Origin of the sequence: Acinetobacter sp. YH16052, from assembly GCF_013417155.1 — a bacterium.
Lineage (GTDB): Bacteria > Pseudomonadota > Gammaproteobacteria > Pseudomonadales > Moraxellaceae > Acinetobacter.
Genome location: NZ_VPEO01000009.1, coordinates 63,891 through 81,035, shown reverse-complemented (window position 1 = coordinate 81,035; position 17,145 = coordinate 63,891). Strand labels below are relative to the sequence as shown.

The window sequence follows — 17,145 nt, the reverse complement described above, 5'->3', positions numbered from 1 at the left end:
CTGCAATGATTGCGAAGGACCAGCCCTACAGCGCTTTAGCTATGTAGGGTTGATAACAATGATGAAAAAGGATGAAACTAAAATGATCGTAATTGTAGATGCAGTACGTACCGCGATGGGCGGTTTTCAAGGTTCACTTTCAAGCTGTACCGCGCCGGATTTGGGTGCTGTGGCAATTAAAGAAGTGGTGGCACGTGCAGGTCTGTCGGCCAATGATATTGATGAAGTGATTATGGGCTGCGTTCTTCCTGCCGGTTTAAAACAGGGTCCGGCACGTCAGGCCATGCGTCAGGCGGGTCTACCGGATTCCACCGGGGCGACCACGATTAATAAAATTTGTGGTTCAGGCATGAAGGCGGTGATGCAGGCAGCAGACGCAATCAAGGCCGGTTCAGCAGAGATTGTGGTTGCAGGTGGTATGGAATCGATGTCAAACGCACCATATTTAATGGACAAGGCACGGGCCGGATTCCGTATGGGACATGGTAAAGTGACGGATCATATGTTCCAGGAAGGTTTGGAAGATGCTGAAACAGGTCTGTCAATGGGAATTTTGGCTCAGGAAATGGCAGATAAAAAAGGCTATAGCCGTGAGCAGCAGGATGACTATGCAATTGGTTCATTAAATAAAGCCGTGACGGCTGTTCAGCAAGGTTTCTTTAAAGATGAAATCGTGCCAGTCACTGTCAGCAGCCGTAAAGGCGATGTGGTAGTAGAGCAGGATGAACAGCCTTCAAATGCCAAAGCAGACAAAATTCCAACTCTGCGTCCAGCGTTCAAAAAAGACGGCACCATTACTGCGGCAAATGCCAGCTCCATTTCAGATGGTGCTTCAGCACTGGTGATCACCTCGAGCGAAATTGCTGCACAGCGTAACTTAAAACCGCTAGCTAATATTCTCGCCTATGCCAGCCATTCGCAGCATCCGTCAGAATTTACTATTGCACCTGTTGGTGCGATTGAAAAAGTCTTGAAAAAAACTGGTTGGGATGCTCAGGATGTTGACCTTTGGGAAATCAATGAAGCTTTTGCTATGGTAACCATGTTAGCCATTGATGGATTTAAACTTGATCCAGCAAAAGTAAACATTAATGGCGGTGCTTGTGCACTTGGTCATCCATTGGGTTCTTCTGGTTCCCGTATTATTGTGACCTTGATTCATGCCTTAAAACGTACTGGCGGTAAGAAAGGTATTGCATCCTTATGTATCGGTGGTGGGGAAGCGACTGCGATTGCTGTGGAACTGGTTTAAGCCCATCCTAAATCGTATATTCAGTTAGCGAACTAAATACTGATTCATTGGAGACTTTCTGCTCTTGGTTCGCCAGGAGCAGGGATTCTTTAAATCATATTAATTTTTAAAATACACAATAAAATCCATATTTTCAGACTTTGCTGATCCCATTCCATCTATATTTTTACTATAAAAATTACTTTTTAAATTATTTAAAAACTTTTTCCAGCACATGCCGGTGAATAAATCGTAACTTGTCTTTAACTGCTTCGCTCAGCTTGAAGGGGTAGGCATCTTCCAGACCCATACAACGGTTTAAGGCATTCAGATTAAAGGTCAGGGTAACCCAGTTTTCCAGAATATGTTCAAAATCCTGTCCACCAATCGGGCATTCTTTAAAATCCATACTGGCCAGATAGCTGCCATTTCCTTCGACACGCATACCACCATAGTAGGCAGTTTCCAGTGTTTCCATCATATGCAGATAATGTGCCCAGGTTTCTGCCCAGTCTTCCCAGGGATGGGCGGTGGCATAAGCACTGATATACTTTTCCTGCCAGTTGATTGGTGCGCCTTCGTTATAATGGCGTTCAAGTGCCTTGCTGTAGTCTTGCCGCTCATCGCCAAAATACTGACGGAATTCATCTAGCAATTCCGGATGCATATGTTGCATGAGCGCAAAATAATAATGGCCGCTTTCATGGCGAAAATGACCTAATAAAGTCCGGTAGTTTTCACCCATATTTACACGTGTAGTTTCCCGATAAACTACATCGGCTTCAATTGCATTTAGGGTAATGACCCCATTGGCATGACCAATTAAAACAGGCTTATCTTCTTGGGGCAGGAGAAAATCAAAACGCAGACCAAATGGATCATCTTCAGACTTTTTAGGGCGTGGCATCATGTTCATGCGCTGGGCCAAATACAGGAATCGACGTTTGGCTTCTTCCAGTCGAAACCAGTAAATCAGGTTTTCGGAATTTTCCAAATCAGGAATGACATGGGTCAACTGACAGGATTCACAAAATTCCTCATCTTCATCGCTGGGAATCATCCAGTTGCATACCTGATAATTTACATAATTGTGACAGGGTTTATAACTGGCATGCTGGTAGTTTTTGGCGATTGGAAACCATCGCTCAGCACTCTGTTTTTCGAATGCGCATAGCTCTTTTTCCGAAGCGATATAACCGATCGGTGACAGACAGTGATCACAAACTGATTTGTAAAAAAACAGCTGTTGCTTGCAGACGGCACATTCAAAATGTTTCATTAAACTCCCTGTAGGGAAGCGAACGACCTAAAATGTTTATCGATGATGAACACGAAAAAAGGTTCAGAATGCCTACCTAAATTTCTTCCTGATAAAGAAACATCATAAAAATTTCATTGAAAATTCTATATGGATGAATTGTAAATATAGGCTGCTTGATATTAAATGAAACATCAATTGAATCTTTGTTTTAATAAAAAAGTATAGTTAAACAAGCTTTTAAATAAATAAATTTTTAAATAGAGTGAGTTGCCATCTTAAAAACACGGACAAGGCGTATTGAAGGATATTACCAAATATTCCGACCGGTTTTTAAATTTGGGGGAAGTCCATTCAAGAACAGCTAACTTTTAAGAATAAAAAATTTTTAATGTGAGCAAGCTAATAAAGAGGAATTAAAAAAACATGAAAATTAGAAAAGCCAATCTTCAGGATACTCGTGCCATTGTCGATGTGATTGCACCCTTTGTCTATGCCGTGATCAGTTCGGAAGAAGGTCGCCAGCGCTTTCAGCCTGAGATGATCCAGACCATTTTCGAGCGTCCGGACATTCATTATTTTGTGGCAGAAATCGATCATCAGGTGATAGGCGTCGTGGCTTATATGGAACCTGCACACTTCATGCATTTTTTCCTGAACCAAGTCTATCAGGGGCAGGGTTATGGCCGCCGGCAAATGTGGCACTTTTTAGAAAGCGAGATCCGCCGTCAAGGCCATTCAATTATTACGGTAAAATCCAGTCTTTATGCCTTGGATATTTACAAGCGCTTTGGTTTTGTGGAAACGGGAAAATACACGGAAGAACATGGAATCCGTTTTATCCCGATGCGAAAGGATTATCCAGATTTTTAAAAGAAAATTAAAAAAACTGTTAGGCACAATTTTATATTCCAAAATTTTCCAAAAAAATGGTCATTTTCTGACTGTTTTATAGGTGATTTCACCTATAACAATGTGCCATTACTTGAGATAGCATCCGGCGATCTGGTACAGGGGTATTCGTCTTCACTGATGAATACTTGTTGTTATTGCATTTCATATTGGAGCCAAGTAGAAAAGAGTTCAATTACACTTCAGGTCTAATTACATACTTTAAACATATAGAATAAATACACACTGTACACATCAGCCTAGGAAGGTTTGACTAAGCAAAATTAGTACCATTTTCACGTTTTAAAATGACTGGCAGATCACATTGTATTTTTCTAGCAGGATTCTTTCCCAATTAAGCCAAACTTTCTGCTATCGGCCAGCATCCTATTTTTAATTAGTCAGCGCTTTTGTTAAGGCATAGAATTATTTCACTTTTGTTGTAATAGCACTCAATAGATGGCATTCAGCTGGATTTTTTTCACTTTAATGGCTGCATTTATGCAGGCTTGGCGTAATGCCTTTCAAAAACAGCTCAGCACCACGGTCGATGTCTGGGGAGTCACCCTGGCACGCTTTATTTTCGGTTTGCCATTCGCTGCGCTTTACCTGAGCAGCCTGTATTATTTCAAGCCAGTTGAAAGTGTGGTTCACTTCACGCCCAAGTTCTGGGTCTATGTAGTGATTGCAGGTTGCAGCCAGATTTTAGCTACGGCACTGATGGTGCAACTGTTCAAGCAAAAAAATTACGCGGTTGGGGTGGGGCTGGCGAAAAGTGAAGCCATTCTTGCAGCCATTATTGGCGTGACCTTTTTAGCAGATCATTTGTCATTCCTGGCCTGGATTGGTGTGGCGCTGGGCGGATATGCGGTATTTTTATTGAGTAAAGGCCAACAGGTCAGCGGGTTTTCAGCGAGAACATTGGCGATCGGGATTGGCAGTGGATTAAGTTTTGCCATTACCTCGCTTCTGGTACGCGAAGCCAGTCTGGAATTAAGCACTTTACTCACCTTGCATCGTGCGGCCTGGGTGCTGTTAATGGTGATCAGTTTTCAGTGCCTGAGTATGCTGCTTTACCTCAGCCTATTCAGTCGCCAGACTTTAGTGGCCATGTGGCAGCGTCTGGGCTTAACTTTTAAGGTGAGTGTGTGCAGTTTTATGGCATCACTCGGCTGGTTTACTGCCATGAGCATGATGAGTGTGCCGGTCGTGAAAACCTTAGGACAAATTGAGATTCTGTTTAGTATGCTGATTTCGGCATATTTCTTTAAAGATAAACTGGCACGTGCGGAGCATTGGGGACTAGGCTTGGTAGTGATTGCGGCGATTCTAGTAATCTGGGCCTGATGCAGCACTAATTTTTTAAATCTAAGTATAAAAAAGCCACTGATCAACAGTGGCTTTTTCTTTGCATTTATTGTTTAAGCTGCAATAAATTTCTGAACTGCCTGATTAAAGGCCTCAGGTCGTTCCACATTGGAAATGTGCGAGGCATTGATTTCAAACAACTGGCTTTGTGCAATTTCAGCTTGCATGGCTTGACCATCTGCAACAGTCGTTACGGGGTCTTGCTGACCGGCCACAATCAGTACCGGCACTGAAATCGTTTTGATCTGTTCACGTAAATCCGCCTTAGCCAAAGCTTCGCAACAACTTGCATAACCTTCCGGGCTGCCAGCTCCAAGGTCGTTTGAAAGTTCTGCAACTGTCGCTGCATTGCTTTGGATAAAGGGTTCGGTAAACCAGCGTGATGCTGCAGTTGATGCAATCGGTGCCAGACCTTGTTCACGCACCAACGCGGCACGTTCCAGCCAGGCTTGTTCCTGACCAATCTTGGCAGCAGTATTGCAAATAATCACGTGGCTAAAACGTTCAGGCTTGTTAATCGCTAACCATTGACCGGTTAAACCGCCCATCGAGATACCACAGAAAGCGGCTTTCTGGATGTTCAGGTGAGCCAGCAGATTCACTACATCCTGTCCTAGCTGGTCCAGGCTATACGGACCTTGTGGTGCAGAGGAAGCGCCATGACCACGAGTGTCATAGCAAATGACAAAATAGTCTTGCTGGAAAAATTCAATTTGTGGTTGCCACATTTTGAAGTTTGTACCCAGTGAATTTGAGAAAACCAGTGCAGGTTTTGCAGCATCACCAAAAGTCTGGTAATTAATTTGTGCATCATTTGATGTAAATGTTGGCATCTTTTTAAATCCTTAATCTTAGAAATCCCCCTAAATCCCCCTGAGCAAGGCTTAAGCACTGCTTTAAGCTGAAGCGCAAGAAGGGGGACTTTGAGTGAGGATTAAACGCGTTCAATAATCAAAGCGATGCCTTGACCGACACCAATACACATTGAGCAAAGACCGTATTTACCGCCAGTTTGTTCAAGCTGGTTGAGTGCAGTCGTCACCAGACGCGCGCCTGAAGCACCGAGCGGATGACCTAAGGCGATCGCACCACCGTTTGGATTGACTTTCTCTGAACCGTCTTCAATGCCCAAGTCACGCGTACAAGCCAAAGCTTGTACTGCAAAGGCTTCATTCAGCTCGATCACATCCATCTGCTCTAAAGTCAGACCGGTTTGTGCCAACAGTTTCTTGATGGCCGGTGCAGGACCAAAGCCCATGATACTTGGTTCAACACCAACGACGGTTGAACCAATAATTTTGGCACGTGGTTTTAAACCGTGCTGAGCAACCGCTTCATCAGATGCGATCAACAGGGCAGCTGCACCATCGTTAATCCCTGAAGCATTACCCGCCGTTACCGTCCCCTCTGCTTTCACCACAGGCTTCAGTTTTGCCAGAGCTTCTGCAGTGGTAGATGCACGCGGATGTTCATCAGTATCGACAACCACCGGATCGCCTTTACGCTGTGGAATGACTACAGGAATAATTTCATTTTTATAGAAACCTTTGGCTTGTGCTGCTGCAGTACGTTGCTGGCTGGTCAAGGCAAACTTGTCCTGGTCTTCACGGTTGATGTTGAACTGTTCCGCCAGATTTTCAGCCGTTTGCGGCATGGTTTCTACGCCGTACATTTCTTTCAGTTTCGGATTGATAAAACGCCATCCCATGGTGGTGTCTTCAATCTTCTGGCTACGGCCATACGCCGTTTCTGACTTGCCCATCACGAATGGGGCGCGTGACATGCTTTCTACACCACCAGCAATAATCAGATTCGCTTCACCGGCTTTAATCGCACGTGCTGCCATTGCGATGGCATCCATCGATGAACCACACAGGCGGTTCACGGTCGTCGCTGGCACCTGATAAGGTAAGCCTGCAAGCAGAGAAGACATACGACCGACGTTACGGTTGTCTTCACCGGCCTGATTGGCACAGCCATAGATCACGTCATCGACCTGTTCCCAGTTCACACTTGGATTGCGCTCCATCAACGCTTTAATTGGCAGCGCACCTAAGTCATCTGCACGGACAGGCGCGAGGCCACCGGCATAACGACCGAATGGAGTACGGATGGCATCGATAATATATGCGTTTTTCATTGTGTATTTGCTCACATATTTAAAAGAAGAAAACTCCTCCCTTTTTAAAGGGAGGTTGGGAGGGATTTAATGAAGTAATTTTATTCTTCAAAAAATCCTCCCTAAATCCCTCCTTTAATAAAGGAGGGACTTCCCCTTAATTTGATTGAGTCGCATCAATCAGTTTGGCACCAGTCATTGACTGCAATTCTTCAAATGACAGACCTTCAACTTTCTCAATCACTTTCATACCTTCAGGTGTCACATCAATCACACACAGGTCGGTGTAAATACGATCCACACATTTCAGGCCAGTCGCAGGATAAGACAGTTCAGCCACAATTTTTGGCTCGCCTTTTTTGGTCACGTGATCGGTCGTAATAAAGACTTTCTTCGCGCCAACAGCCAGATCCATGGCACCGCCCACTGCTGGAATTGCATCTGGTGCGCCAGTATGCCAGTTGGCCAGATCGCCATTTTCAGCAACCTGGAAAGCACCCAATACTGCGATATCTAAGTGACCGCCACGCATCATGGCAAATGAATCACCATGATGGAAGAATGAACCGCCTTCAAGTAGGGTGACGAATTCTTTACCGGCATTGATCAGCTCAGGATCGCGGTCTTCTTCAGCAGGAGGAGGACCGAAAGCCAACAGGCCATTTTCAGAATGCAGGAATACGTCTTTATCGCTTGGCAGGTAGCTTGAAATCTTGGTCGGTAAACCAATACCGAGGTTTACATAGGCACCATCAGGAATGTCTTGTGCCACACGTTCAGCGATCTGGTCACGGGTCAGTTTGCTATAGCTCATTATTTATCTCCGATGCCAATTATTGTGCAGGTTTAACTTGAACAACATGTTGAACAAAAATTCCCGGGGTGATGATATGTTCAGGATCCAGCGCACCGAGTTCTACCACTTCAGCAACCTGAGCAATAGTAATATCAGCCGCCATCGCCATGATCGGGCCAAAGTTACGCGCAGACTTGCGATACACCAGATTGCCCCAACGGTCGCCTATAGAGGCTTTAATCAAGGCAAAGTCAGCTTTGATCGGATTTTCCAGCACATAGTCCTTACCTTCATAGTTCATGGTCGGTTTGCCTTCCGCCAGCAAGGTACCAAAACCGGTAGGGGTGTAGATTGGACCTAAGCCCATGCCGGCCGCCTGGATACGGCAAGCCAGATTGCCTTGCGGCACCAGTTCCAGTTCAATTTTTCCAGCACGATAAAGTTCGTCAAAGACCCAGGAATCAGACTGGCGTGGGAAAGAGCAAATGATTTTACGAACAGCGCCAGCTTTAAGCAGTTTTGCCAGACCATAATCGCCATTACCGGCATTGTTGTTGACAATAATCAGGTCTTTAATACCCAATTCGATCAGACCATCAATCAGTTCAGCAGGCTGACCCGCTGTACCGAAACCACCGATCATAATGGTAGAACCGTCCTTGATCTGGGAGAGTGCTTCTTTCAATGATAATGAACTTTTATCTATCATAATCTGGTCCTTACATATCCTAAACTGATGGATGTCTTTAAACTCGTTTTGAATCTGATGCTGTAACCGGAACTGCGTTACGGTCTTTCTGTGACAGCAGAAAATGTGCTACCAGGCCAATGCAAATTCCCCAAAAGACTGAACTCAGCCCCAAGAAATGCATGCCGGAAGCAGTCGCTAAAAAGGTGATCAGTGCTGCATCACGTTGCGACTCTTTGCCCATGGCCACGGAAATGTTGGTGGCAATCGCACCGAGCAATGCCAGTCCTGCCAAAGCCGCAATTAATTCTTTGGGCATTAGGCTAAACAGCATGACAATGCTGCCGGCAAATAAGCCGCCTAAAATATAAAAAAGCCCATTCGCCACGCCGGCGATATAACGCTTTTCTTTCAGCTCGTGCGCGTCTTTGCCTAAACACAAAGCAGCTGTGATTGAGGCCAAGACAATCGTGATACCCCCCACACAGGCCACTGCAAGCGAGGCAATACTGGTTGCACTGATAATCGGCTTGGCTGGCATGTCATAACCACTGAGTTTGATAATCGCCATTCCCGGTAAAAACTGGCCCGATAGGCTGACCAGAATGAGCGGGAGGGCCAGATTCAGGGTTGAACTCCAGGTCCATTCCGGTGCAATAAATTGCGGAATCGCCAGACTGAAATCTGCCGTGACCGGGTTAATCTTGCCCAGCAGCATGCTTAAAACCACACCGGCAATCAGCACCCAGACCATGGCATAGCGTGGACTAAAACGCTTGGCCAGCAAAAATACCGCCAGCATGCCAAAGACGATATAGGGCATGGTATCGGTCGCGGTGAACAGCCCTAAACCAAACTGCAGTAAAATCCCTGCCATCATCCCGGCAGCCACTTCCTGAGGAATCCAGGACAGTAACTTGTCGAAATAACCGGTGATCCCAATGAAAAAAATCACCACAGCAGAGGTGATATAGGCAGCAACCGCTTCATTGAGTGAAATATCGGGAAACAGCGTGACTAATAAAGCCGTTCCGGGTGCAGACCAGGCGGTGACCACAGGTATTTTGTATTTAATCGATAAAAAGATACCTGAGAGCGCAGCACCAATAGAAATTCCCCAAATCCATGAAATCATCATGTCCGGGGAAACCTGGGCTTGCTGCGCCGCCTGGAAAAAAATGATCAGTGGCCCTGAATAGGAAATCAGCACTGCTAAGAATCCTGCAACAGTTGCTGAAATTGACCAATCATTTTTTAATGTCTGAAACAGGGTGTTCATTGGTGATGTGCCTCCTTGCGTCGAACCATGAGCCTGTTAAAAATCGTGATGATCAGGATTAGCCCTGATCACCACCACCGACCGGTACCACTGTACCTGTCATATAAGATGATTCATCCGAAGCCAAGAATACAATCGCATTCACTTGCTCCTGAATCGTACCGTAACGACCCATAAACGTACGGTCAATGGTCTGATCAACCACTTGCTGCATCCATTCTTTTTCAGATTCAGTCGGTGGATTGGCATTGCGCGGTACTTTACGGGGTGGTGCTTCAGTACCACCCGTCGCGATTGCATTGACACGGATACCATCTTTGGCATGTTCAAAGGCGAGGGAAGCGGTCAGGCCGTTCACACCACCTTTTGAAGCCGAATACGGCACACGGTTAATACCACGTGTTGCAATAGAAGATACGTTTACAATCGTACCTTTTTGATTCTTAATCATTTCTGGCAACACGGCACGGCAGCACCATAGGGTTGGGAACAATGAACGATTCACTTCCTTGATAATTTCTTCTTCAGAAAATTCTTGGAAAGGTTTCATCCAAATTGCACCACCGACGTTGTTGATGAGTACATCGACACGGCCATAGGTATCGAGTGCTTTTGCAACAACAGATTCTGCGCCTGCAAAAGTTTCAAGATTGGCTTTTACAGTAACAGCATCGCCACCAAGCTCTTCAATTTCAGCCAACACTTCTTCTACATAAGGAGAAAGGTCAGCCATGACTACTTGTGCGCCTTCACTAGCCACTTGTAAAGCCACACCGCGACCAATGCCTTGAGCGGCACCAGTCACGATTACAACTTTGTTTTCAAATCTTTTTGAGCGATTCATTGTATTCTCCGACTATGTTTCTAGACTGTCTAACAAACTTAGTTGGCAGAGAATTTTTCAAATAGGAAGCTTGCAGGTTTAACACCTTCTGCATCTAACCAGCCACGTACTGCTTCTACCATTGGCACTGGACCACATAGGTAGATGTCTACATCACCACTGTTGAGCCATTCGTTTTCGATATGGCCAGTCACGTAACCTTTACGCTCATGTGCAGATTCTGGGTTAGCCACTACAGTGCGGTACTCGAACCAAGAGAATTTTTCTTGAAGTTCGTTTAATTTTTCAATTGCAACCAAGTCAAAGTCATTGGTCACACCAAAGACTAAACGTACAGGGTGCTCAGAACCTTTTTCTTCAAGCACTTGCAGCATAGACATAAATGGCGCAATACCTGTACCACCCGCTAACATCACTACAGGGCGTGCTACATTACGTAAGTAGAAGCTACCAAATGGACCAGTAAAGGTCATTTTGTCGCCAGCTTTAGCATTTTGGCTTAAGAATTCGCTCATTTTGCCGTTTGGTACGTTACGTACCACAAAGCCAGTTAAGCGGTTGCCAGGCTTAGAGCTGAAAGAGTAAGAACGGGTTTCTGTTGTACCAGGAATACCCACATTCACATATTGGCCTGCAAGGAAATGAATGTCTGGTTGACCTTCATCTAACTGAATATCAAAGGTAATAGTCGAGTCAGATAAGTTTTCAACACGTGCCAATGTACCTTCAAATGCATGAATTTCAGTTTTACATACATCAGAAGTGGCTTGAATTTGGAATACTGCGTCTGAAGTTGGTTTACATTGGCATGCAAGAATATAGCCTTGTTCAGCTTCTTCTGGTGTCAATGCATCTTCAATATATGTTTCTTCAGGCATGTCATACGAACCTGATTCACAAAACGCACGGCACGTTCCACATGCACCGTCACGGCAGTCCAAAGGAATATTGATCTTTTGACGGTAAGCTGCGTCTGACAGTGTTTCACCATCTGTAACAGAAATAAAACGTGTAACGCCATCTTCAAATTGAAGTGCAACATTGTGGTTTGACATGGCTGAATATCCTATAGAAATCTTTAAAACTTGACCTTTCAGCCAAAATTCCATCTGGCTGAAAGGTTTTTCCTAGCTGTAAATCAATACAGTCTTAGAGGTGATAAATGTCGATTACTTGGTTGATGTAATCGTTTTTCAGCACCACGTACTTGCTTAAAATTTGTGGTTTGTCGCCAGAAAAGTCGATTTCGTAGCGTGACATACCAAAGTAGCTGTAGTTTGTTTTGTAACGGAAACTCAAGGTGTTCCAGTTAAAACGTACAGTCACTTTATCGCCATCACGTTCAACAATTTCAATGTTGTTGATGTTGTGGCTCGTACGTGTGTCTGGCATGGTTGCAGACGAACGTTCAGTTTTGATACGGAACACACGGTCTTCCAAACCTTGACGGTCTGGGTAGTAAATCAAAGAGATTTCAGACTGTGGATCTGTAGTTAATTGGTCATCGTCATCCCAAGCTGGCATCCAGAAAGAAGCAGTAGGAGCGTAGCACTGTAACCATTCATCCCATTGCTCATCATCTAAAAAGCGAGCTTCTTGATAAAGGAACTGTGCAACTTTTTCTAAAGTGATGTCGCTCATGCGTTTTCTCCTTCAGTAGATGCCGCAATTTCTTTTTCAGTTGCGATGCCTTGTTTGATGAGTTCTAACCAGTGTTGGTGCTGAGCAAGGTATAAACCTTCGTCTTCAGTTTTAATACCAGAAAGTTTTGGTTTTAAACCAATTTCGTTGGCAGCATCGTCCGGGCCTTGGATCCAGTGTTTAGAACCACGGCACATGTCGTTCCATTCCAGCGCGATACCGGCATAACCTGCCTGACAAGCACGGAATTCTTCAAGATCGTCTGGGGTTGCCATACCTGAAGCATTGAAGAAATCTTCATACTGACGGATACGACGGGTACGTGCTTCCGGCTCTTCGCCTACAGGCGCGATACAGTAGATCGTCACTTCAGTCTTATCGACAGAAATCGGGCGCAGCACACGGATTTGTGAACCGAACTGATCCATGAAGTAAACGTTTGGATAGATACACAGGTTACGTGAACGTTCGATCATCCACTTCGCCATAGCTTCGCCATATTGCGCAGTGTATTCATCTTTCTTGGCAAAGTTAGGACGGTCTTCCGGATTGGCCCATTGAGTCCAAAGCAGCATGTGACCGTGTTCAAAGCCGTAAGAACCACCACCTTGTTTGCCCCATGCACCTGCGCTCATGGCACGGATGTTGTCGCCAGCTTCTTTTTCTTTACGTTGCTGAGTCGTTGCAGCATAGTTCCAGTGTACAGCAGACACGTGATAACCATCAGCACCGTTTTCAGCAGTCAACTTCCAGTTACCTTCATAGGTATAAGTCGAAGAACCACGTAAAACTTCCAGACCTTGCTCAGACTGATCCACGATCATGTCAATTATTTTGGTCGCTTCACCCAGGTATTCTTCCAGAGCAGGGACATCCGGATTCAAGCTGCCGAACAGGAAACCTTTATAGCTTTCAAAACGCGCAACCTTTTTCAGGTCATGTGAACCGTCTTTGTTAAAGCAGTCTGAATAACCCGCTTCAGCCGGATCTTTCACCTTTAACAGCTTGCCTGAGTTATTGAACGTCCAGCCATGGAATGGGCAAGTATAAGTTGCTTTATTGCCTTTCTTGTTACGACACAATTGAGCACCGCGATGCGAACAGGCATTGATCATGGCATTCAGTTCACCTTGACGGTTACGTGCAATGATGATCGGCTGACGACCAATATAAGTAGTATAGAAGTCGTTATTGTTTGGAATCTGGCTTTCATGTGCCAGATAAACCCAATTGCCTTCAAAGATGTATTTCATCTCAAGGTCAAACAGGGCCTGGTCTGTAAATACTGAACGGTGTAGTTTAAATTCACCAGATTCAAAATCATCCACCAGTAGTTCGTCAATGCGGTCTAAATGGCTGGTGTTAATTACGGGAATACGAGGCATGTCCTTTCTCCGACTTTCCTGGGGGAAGTCAGCGGGATATATCTAGAAATATATCCCGCCTCTTTAATTGTATTAAGCGCTAGCGCGGCGACGATCAACTTCAGTAGAAGGTGCGTCTTGTTTCTCTTTCACAAGTTCAATATCAAATTGAATGTGTTTGAAAGGGCTGTTCAGACCACGTTTTGCAATTTCAGCTTCATCAGTCACGTCAACCGCAGTTGCTACCAGACCTTCACGGGTAGCGAATGCAAAGTCATCCCACAGGTATTGGTCGCCTTCAATGTTGAATTGAGTAGTCAGCTTGCGGTGACCCGGTGCAGATACGAAGTAATGTACGTGCGATGGACGGTTACCATGACGGCCTAACTTGTCCAGTACAAACTGAGTTGTACCTTCTGGAGGGCAGCCATAACCTACTGGCATTGTCGTCAATGCAGTATATTGACCATCGGCAGCGGTAATGATGCTGCGACGCAAGTTAAAGTCAGACTGTGACTTGTCAAAGAATGAGTAGTTGCCCAGGCTATTGGCATGCCAGATTTCAACTTTGGCACCTTCAACACGATTGCCGTCAGTATCCGTCACTGTACCTTCAATGATTAGCGTCGGGATTTTACCTTCTTCAGAACCATCGTCCATACGCGCAAAGCTTACTGTTTCAGGTGCACCAGCGACATAAAGTGGACCTTCAATCGTACGTGGCGTACCGCCAGTAATGCCTGCTTTAGCATCTGCTTCATCAGCACGTAAGTCTAGGTAGTGTTCCAGACCCAAACCTGCAGCCAATAAACCTAATTCGTTCGCTTGACCGGCATCAGTAAAGTATTCCAGACCTTTCCACAGTTCTGACTGAGAAATATCAAGATCTTCGATAGCCTGGAAAAGGTCACCCAATAAACGCACAACAACTTGTTGTACACGTTCATCTACAGGACCTGTCGCTGTATCAACGTTCATTTGCTTAACTAATGCATCAATTTCTTGGCGATTCATACTATTGCTCCTAAAGTATGTCTTTCATCTTTTAGTGGCGCACTTTTTTAGCTTTCATTGGCTGGCTAAATCTGGCTGGCCACAATCCTTGTTGAGGTACCCTCTGTTTTCGATTTGGAAGGGGAATCCGGTGACTCCCAATCCGCTCATTTAATCAACTGTCGTCATCTCGAACTGAAGATGGGTGGCGATTTAACGCCATTACTTCAATATTCATATAAGGATAGAGTGGCAAGCCCTGTAACAGGTTGTGCAACTCTTCATTGCTTTCAACATCAAAAATACTGATGTTTGAGTACTGGCCCGTGATGCGCCAGATATGACGCCATTTGCCTTGACGCTGCAATTCCTGTGAATAGGCCTTTTCAACAGCCTTAATTTCGTTTGCCTGTTCAACTGGCAGATCACGTGGAATGTTTACATCCATACGTACGTGGAAAAGCATGGGTTTCTCCTAATTACTGACGACGCAAGTTGTCAATCTTGTTTTCATCCAACTCAATCCCCAGACCTGGTCCTTTCGGAATCTCAAGTTCAAAGTTTTGATAGTTGAGCGGGGTTTTCAAAATATCTTCAGTCAGCAGTAAAGGACCAAACAGCTCGGTACCGAACGCCAGACTTTCAAAAGTAGAGAACACATGTGCCGAAGCAATCGTGCCCACCGGGCCTTCAAGCATGGTGCCGCCATACAGGTCAATACCTGCAAGTTTGGCAATCTTGCCTACTTCACAGCCTTCAATCAGGCCACCCGACTGGGCAACTTTGACTGCAAAAACAGATGAACCGTTTTGTTTGGCAATCTCATACGCTGAGTGCGGGCCCATTAACGATTCGTCTGCCATGATGGCAACATCAAAACGTCGGGTCAGACGGCGCATGGCATCCAGGTTATCAATCGCACATGGCTGTTCGATCAGATCAACACCGCCATCTTGCAATAACTGAATGCCTTTAATCGCTTCCAGTTCTGACCAGGCACGGTTCACATCGACACGGATCGAAACGTCTTTACCTAAGGCTTTCTTAATTGCCAGAACATGTTCGACATCTTCTTCTACCGGACGCGAACCGATTTTGAGTTTGAAAATGTTGTGACGTTTTGCCGCAACCATTTTCTCTGCTTCTGCAATATCTTTTTCGGTATTGCCAGAAGCCAATACCCAAAGAACTGGAATACTGTCACGTAAGCGGCCACCGAGGACTTCGCTTAATGGCAAACCTAAACGTTGTGCCTGAATGTCTAAAAGTGCAGTCTGAATCGCACATTTAGCAAAACGGTTACCATTAATATTCTTTTTGATTGCTTGTAATGTCTGTGCAACATTTAAACCGGATAATGTTTTTAAAAGAGGCGCAAAATAAGTTTCAATATTAACTTTTACGCTTTCCGGGCTTTCATCACCATAACCTAAGCCACCGATAGTTGTTGCTTCACCCCAACCGATGTAACCATCTTCAGTGGTGATTTTGACCAATACCAGGGTCTGGGTTTGCATCGTCGCCACTGCCATCTTGTGAGGGCGAATGGTTGGAATTTCTACCAGCAAGGTTTCAACTGACTTATACATAATTACGCTTCACATTCTTGCTTTAATGTTTTGACTTGATATACCTTAAAAGAATAATTTTGATTGGTCTAAGATCGATTTAGCATTTTTTTATACTTTAAAGGTATGCAGGAATATGGAACTCAGGCATTTGCGTTACTTTGTCGCAGTCGTCGAAGAACAAAGTTTTACCAAGGCGGCAGAAAAACTGTTTATTGCTCAACCACCTTTAAGCAGACAAATACAAAATCTGGAACAGGAACTGGATATTCAGCTCTTTGAAAGAGGTAGCCGACCGCTTAAGACCACAGAAGCGGGGCAATTCTTCTATCAGCATGCGGTTAAACTTTTGTCTAATGCGGAAGAAATCAAATCGATGACCAAGCGGATTGGTATCGCGGATCGCACCATTAGCATTGGTTTTGTCGGCTCTTTATTGTTCGGCTTGCTGTCGCGTATTGTGTTTCTATTTAAGCAGCAACATCCCCAGCTCAAAATTGAGATGGTTGAAATGAATACTTCAGAGCAGATTCAGGCACTTAAAGAAGGGCGGATTGATGTCGGTTTTGGACGCTTAAGGATTTCAGATCCGGCAGTGAAACGGGTGTTGCTGCGTGAAGAACGGCTGATGGTCGCGGCACATTCCAGCCATTTTCTTTCGCAACGAGATGGCGTGAACTTGGCTGAACTGGTGGATCAGCCACTCTTTTTATACCCGAATAATGGTAAGGCTAATTTTTCTACCCAGGTACGCGGTATATTTTCCGAGTATGGACTGGAACCGAAAAATATCCGTGCAGTCAGTGAATTGCAACTGGCACTTGGCTTTGTGGCTGCTGGAGAGGGTGTTTGTATCGTGCCAGAAAGTGCCCAGAATATTCGTCTAGCTCATTTAAACTTTATCCCTTTATTAGATGAATTTGCGGTCAGTCCGGTTTTTATGGCTATTCGTAATATGGATGAAAGTGAATATATTCGTTATCTGTTTGATGCGGTCTATCAGGTCTATGATCTTGAAGCGATTAAATATGATCGTGCGGTGTTTTAACTGCTTAAAAGCGTGTAAAAGAGAGAGTAATAAAACACCTGAGGGTGAGATAAAAAA

General features: G+C 44.9%; 17 protein-coding genes. 4 read left to right on the top strand and 13 right to left on the bottom strand.

Features of this window, described 5'->3' with window-relative positions:
* Positions 1-82: 82 nt before the first annotated feature.
* The gene (locus FTV42_RS08150) at positions 83-1,252 is read left to right on the top strand and encodes a thiolase family protein (protein WP_180038444.1); all 1,170 of its coding nucleotides are present in this window, start codon (positions 83-85) and stop codon (positions 1,250-1,252) included.
* A gap of 190 nt (positions 1,253-1,442) precedes the next feature.
* Here the strand turns inward: FTV42_RS08150 and FTV42_RS08145 are convergent, their stop codons facing one another.
* Complete coding sequence (locus FTV42_RS08145; RefSeq protein WP_005106863.1) at positions 1,443-2,510, bottom strand: putative zinc-binding metallopeptidase; 1,068 nt, start codon at positions 2,508-2,510, stop codon at positions 1,443-1,445.
* A gap of 405 nt (positions 2,511-2,915) precedes the next feature.
* On the opposite strand from FTV42_RS08145, the gene FTV42_RS08140 reads away from it, so the two are divergent.
* Both FTV42_RS08140 and FTV42_RS08135 read left to right on the top strand, forming a co-directional pair.
* On the top strand, positions 2,916-3,362 hold the full coding sequence (locus FTV42_RS08140; RefSeq protein WP_180038443.1) for a GNAT family N-acetyltransferase: 447 nt from the start codon (positions 2,916-2,918) through the stop codon (positions 3,360-3,362).
* A gap of 477 nt (positions 3,363-3,839) precedes the next feature.
* The gene (locus tag FTV42_RS08135; RefSeq protein WP_180038442.1) at positions 3,840-4,727 is read left to right on the top strand and encodes a DMT family transporter; all 888 of its coding nucleotides are present in this window, start codon (positions 3,840-3,842) and stop codon (positions 4,725-4,727) included.
* A gap of 74 nt (positions 4,728-4,801) precedes the next feature.
* On the opposite strand, the gene pcaD is transcribed toward FTV42_RS08135, so the two are convergent.
* The 12 genes from pcaD to FTV42_RS08075 all read right to left on the bottom strand — a co-directional run bounded on the left by pcaD (position 4,802) and on the right by FTV42_RS08075 (position 16,061).
* Positions 4,802-5,581: a 3-oxoadipate enol-lactonase gene (gene pcaD / locus FTV42_RS08130; RefSeq protein ID WP_180038441.1), complete on the bottom strand. Its 780-nt coding sequence runs from the start codon at positions 5,579-5,581 to the stop codon at positions 4,802-4,804.
* A gap of 101 nt (positions 5,582-5,682) precedes the next feature.
* Positions 5,683-6,888, bottom strand: coding sequence for a 3-oxoadipyl-CoA thiolase (gene pcaF / locus FTV42_RS08125; RefSeq protein WP_180038440.1), 1,206 nt, complete (start codon positions 6,886-6,888; stop codon positions 5,683-5,685).
* 136 nt (positions 6,889-7,024) lie between these two features.
* Positions 7,025-7,681: a 3-oxoacid CoA-transferase subunit B gene (locus tag FTV42_RS08120; RefSeq protein ID WP_005246228.1), complete on the bottom strand. Its 657-nt coding sequence runs from the start codon at positions 7,679-7,681 to the stop codon at positions 7,025-7,027.
* A 19-nt stretch (positions 7,682-7,700) separates the two neighbouring features.
* Positions 7,701-8,372 (bottom strand): 3-oxoacid CoA-transferase subunit A, encoded by a 672-nt coding sequence (locus tag FTV42_RS08115; protein WP_180038439.1) that lies wholly within the window; start codon positions 8,370-8,372, stop codon positions 7,701-7,703.
* A 37-nt stretch (positions 8,373-8,409) separates the two neighbouring features.
* Positions 8,410-9,630 (bottom strand): benzoate/H(+) symporter BenE, encoded by a 1,221-nt coding sequence (benE, locus tag FTV42_RS08110; RefSeq protein WP_180038438.1) that lies wholly within the window; start codon positions 9,628-9,630, stop codon positions 8,410-8,412.
* 58 nt (positions 9,631-9,688) lie between these two features.
* A complete protein-coding gene (gene benD, locus FTV42_RS08105; protein WP_180038437.1) occupies positions 9,689-10,474 on the bottom strand; it encodes a benzoate diol dehydrogenase BenD in 786 nt (261 codons plus the stop codon).
* Between the two features lie 38 nt (positions 10,475-10,512).
* Positions 10,513-11,529, bottom strand: a complete 1,017-nt coding sequence (gene benC / locus FTV42_RS08100) for a benzoate 1,2-dioxygenase electron transfer component BenC (protein WP_180038436.1) — start codon at positions 11,527-11,529, stop codon at positions 10,513-10,515.
* 94 nt (positions 11,530-11,623) lie between these two features.
* Positions 11,624-12,115: a benzoate 1,2-dioxygenase small subunit gene (gene benB / locus FTV42_RS08095; RefSeq protein WP_131261937.1), complete on the bottom strand. Its 492-nt coding sequence runs from the start codon at positions 12,113-12,115 to the stop codon at positions 11,624-11,626.
* Positions 12,112-13,500, bottom strand: coding sequence for a benzoate 1,2-dioxygenase large subunit (gene benA, locus FTV42_RS08090; protein WP_180038435.1), 1,389 nt, complete (start codon positions 13,498-13,500; stop codon positions 12,112-12,114). Before benA ends, benB begins: the two co-directional genes overlap by 4 nt.
* Positions 13,501-13,572: 72 nt before the next feature.
* The gene (gene catA, locus FTV42_RS08085; RefSeq protein ID WP_180038434.1) at positions 13,573-14,493 is read right to left on the bottom strand and encodes a catechol 1,2-dioxygenase; all 921 of its coding nucleotides are present in this window, start codon (positions 14,491-14,493) and stop codon (positions 13,573-13,575) included.
* A 154-nt stretch (positions 14,494-14,647) separates the two neighbouring features.
* The gene (gene catC / locus FTV42_RS08080) at positions 14,648-14,938 is read right to left on the bottom strand and encodes a muconolactone Delta-isomerase (protein ID WP_004647036.1); all 291 of its coding nucleotides are present in this window, start codon (positions 14,936-14,938) and stop codon (positions 14,648-14,650) included.
* A gap of 13 nt (positions 14,939-14,951) precedes the next feature.
* Positions 14,952-16,061 carry a muconate/chloromuconate family cycloisomerase gene (locus FTV42_RS08075; RefSeq protein WP_004647035.1) on the bottom strand — a complete coding sequence of 370 codons (1,110 nt, stop codon included), beginning with the start codon at positions 16,059-16,061 and terminating at the stop codon, positions 14,952-14,954.
* Positions 16,062-16,176: 115 nt separating this feature from the next.
* On the opposite strand from FTV42_RS08075, the gene FTV42_RS08070 reads away from it, so the two are divergent.
* Positions 16,177-17,088: a LysR family transcriptional regulator gene (locus tag FTV42_RS08070; protein ID WP_005100217.1), complete on the top strand. Its 912-nt coding sequence runs from the start codon at positions 16,177-16,179 to the stop codon at positions 17,086-17,088.
* Positions 17,089-17,145: the final 57 nt, after the last annotated feature.

Excerpts from the sequence above, each read along its gene's own strand:
- FTV42_RS08150 (WP_180038444.1), top strand. The coding sequence starts at position 83 with ATGATCGTAATTGTAGATGCAGTACGTACCGCGATGGGCGGTTTTCAA.
- FTV42_RS08145 (WP_005106863.1), bottom strand. The coding sequence starts at position 2,510 with ATGAAACATTTTGAATGTGCCGTCTGCAAGCAACAGCTGTTTTTTTAC.
- FTV42_RS08140 (WP_180038443.1), top strand. The coding sequence starts at position 2,916 with ATGAAAATTAGAAAAGCCAATCTTCAGGATACTCGTGCCATTGTCGAT.
- FTV42_RS08135 (WP_180038442.1), top strand. The coding sequence starts at position 3,840 with ATGGCATTCAGCTGGATTTTTTTCACTTTAATGGCTGCATTTATGCAG.
- pcaD (WP_180038441.1), bottom strand. The coding sequence starts at position 5,581 with ATGCCAACATTTACATCAAATGATGCACAAATTAATTACCAGACTTTT.
- pcaF (WP_180038440.1), bottom strand. The coding sequence starts at position 6,888 with ATGAAAAACGCATATATTATCGATGCCATCCGTACTCCATTCGGTCGT.
- FTV42_RS08120 (WP_005246228.1), bottom strand. The coding sequence starts at position 7,681 with ATGAGCTATAGCAAACTGACCCGTGACCAGATCGCTGAACGTGTGGCA.
- FTV42_RS08115 (WP_180038439.1), bottom strand. The coding sequence starts at position 8,372 with ATGATAGATAAAAGTTCATTATCATTGAAAGAAGCACTCTCCCAGATC.
- benE (WP_180038438.1), bottom strand. The coding sequence starts at position 9,630 with ATGAACACCCTGTTTCAGACATTAAAAAATGATTGGTCAATTTCAGCA.
- benD (WP_180038437.1), bottom strand. The coding sequence starts at position 10,474 with ATGAATCGCTCAAAAAGATTTGAAAACAAAGTTGTAATCGTGACTGGT.
- benC (WP_180038436.1), bottom strand. The coding sequence starts at position 11,529 with ATGTCAAACCACAATGTTGCACTTCAATTTGAAGATGGCGTTACACGT.
- benB (WP_131261937.1), bottom strand. The coding sequence starts at position 12,115 with ATGAGCGACATCACTTTAGAAAAAGTTGCACAGTTCCTTTATCAAGAA.
- benA (WP_180038435.1), bottom strand. The coding sequence starts at position 13,500 with ATGCCTCGTATTCCCGTAATTAACACCAGCCATTTAGACCGCATTGAC.
- catA (WP_180038434.1), bottom strand. The coding sequence starts at position 14,493 with ATGAATCGCCAAGAAATTGATGCATTAGTTAAGCAAATGAACGTTGAT.
- catC (WP_004647036.1), bottom strand. The coding sequence starts at position 14,938 with ATGCTTTTCCACGTACGTATGGATGTAAACATTCCACGTGATCTGCCA.
- FTV42_RS08075 (WP_004647035.1), bottom strand. The coding sequence starts at position 16,061 with ATGTATAAGTCAGTTGAAACCTTGCTGGTAGAAATTCCAACCATTCGC.
- FTV42_RS08070 (WP_005100217.1), top strand. The coding sequence starts at position 16,177 with ATGGAACTCAGGCATTTGCGTTACTTTGTCGCAGTCGTCGAAGAACAA.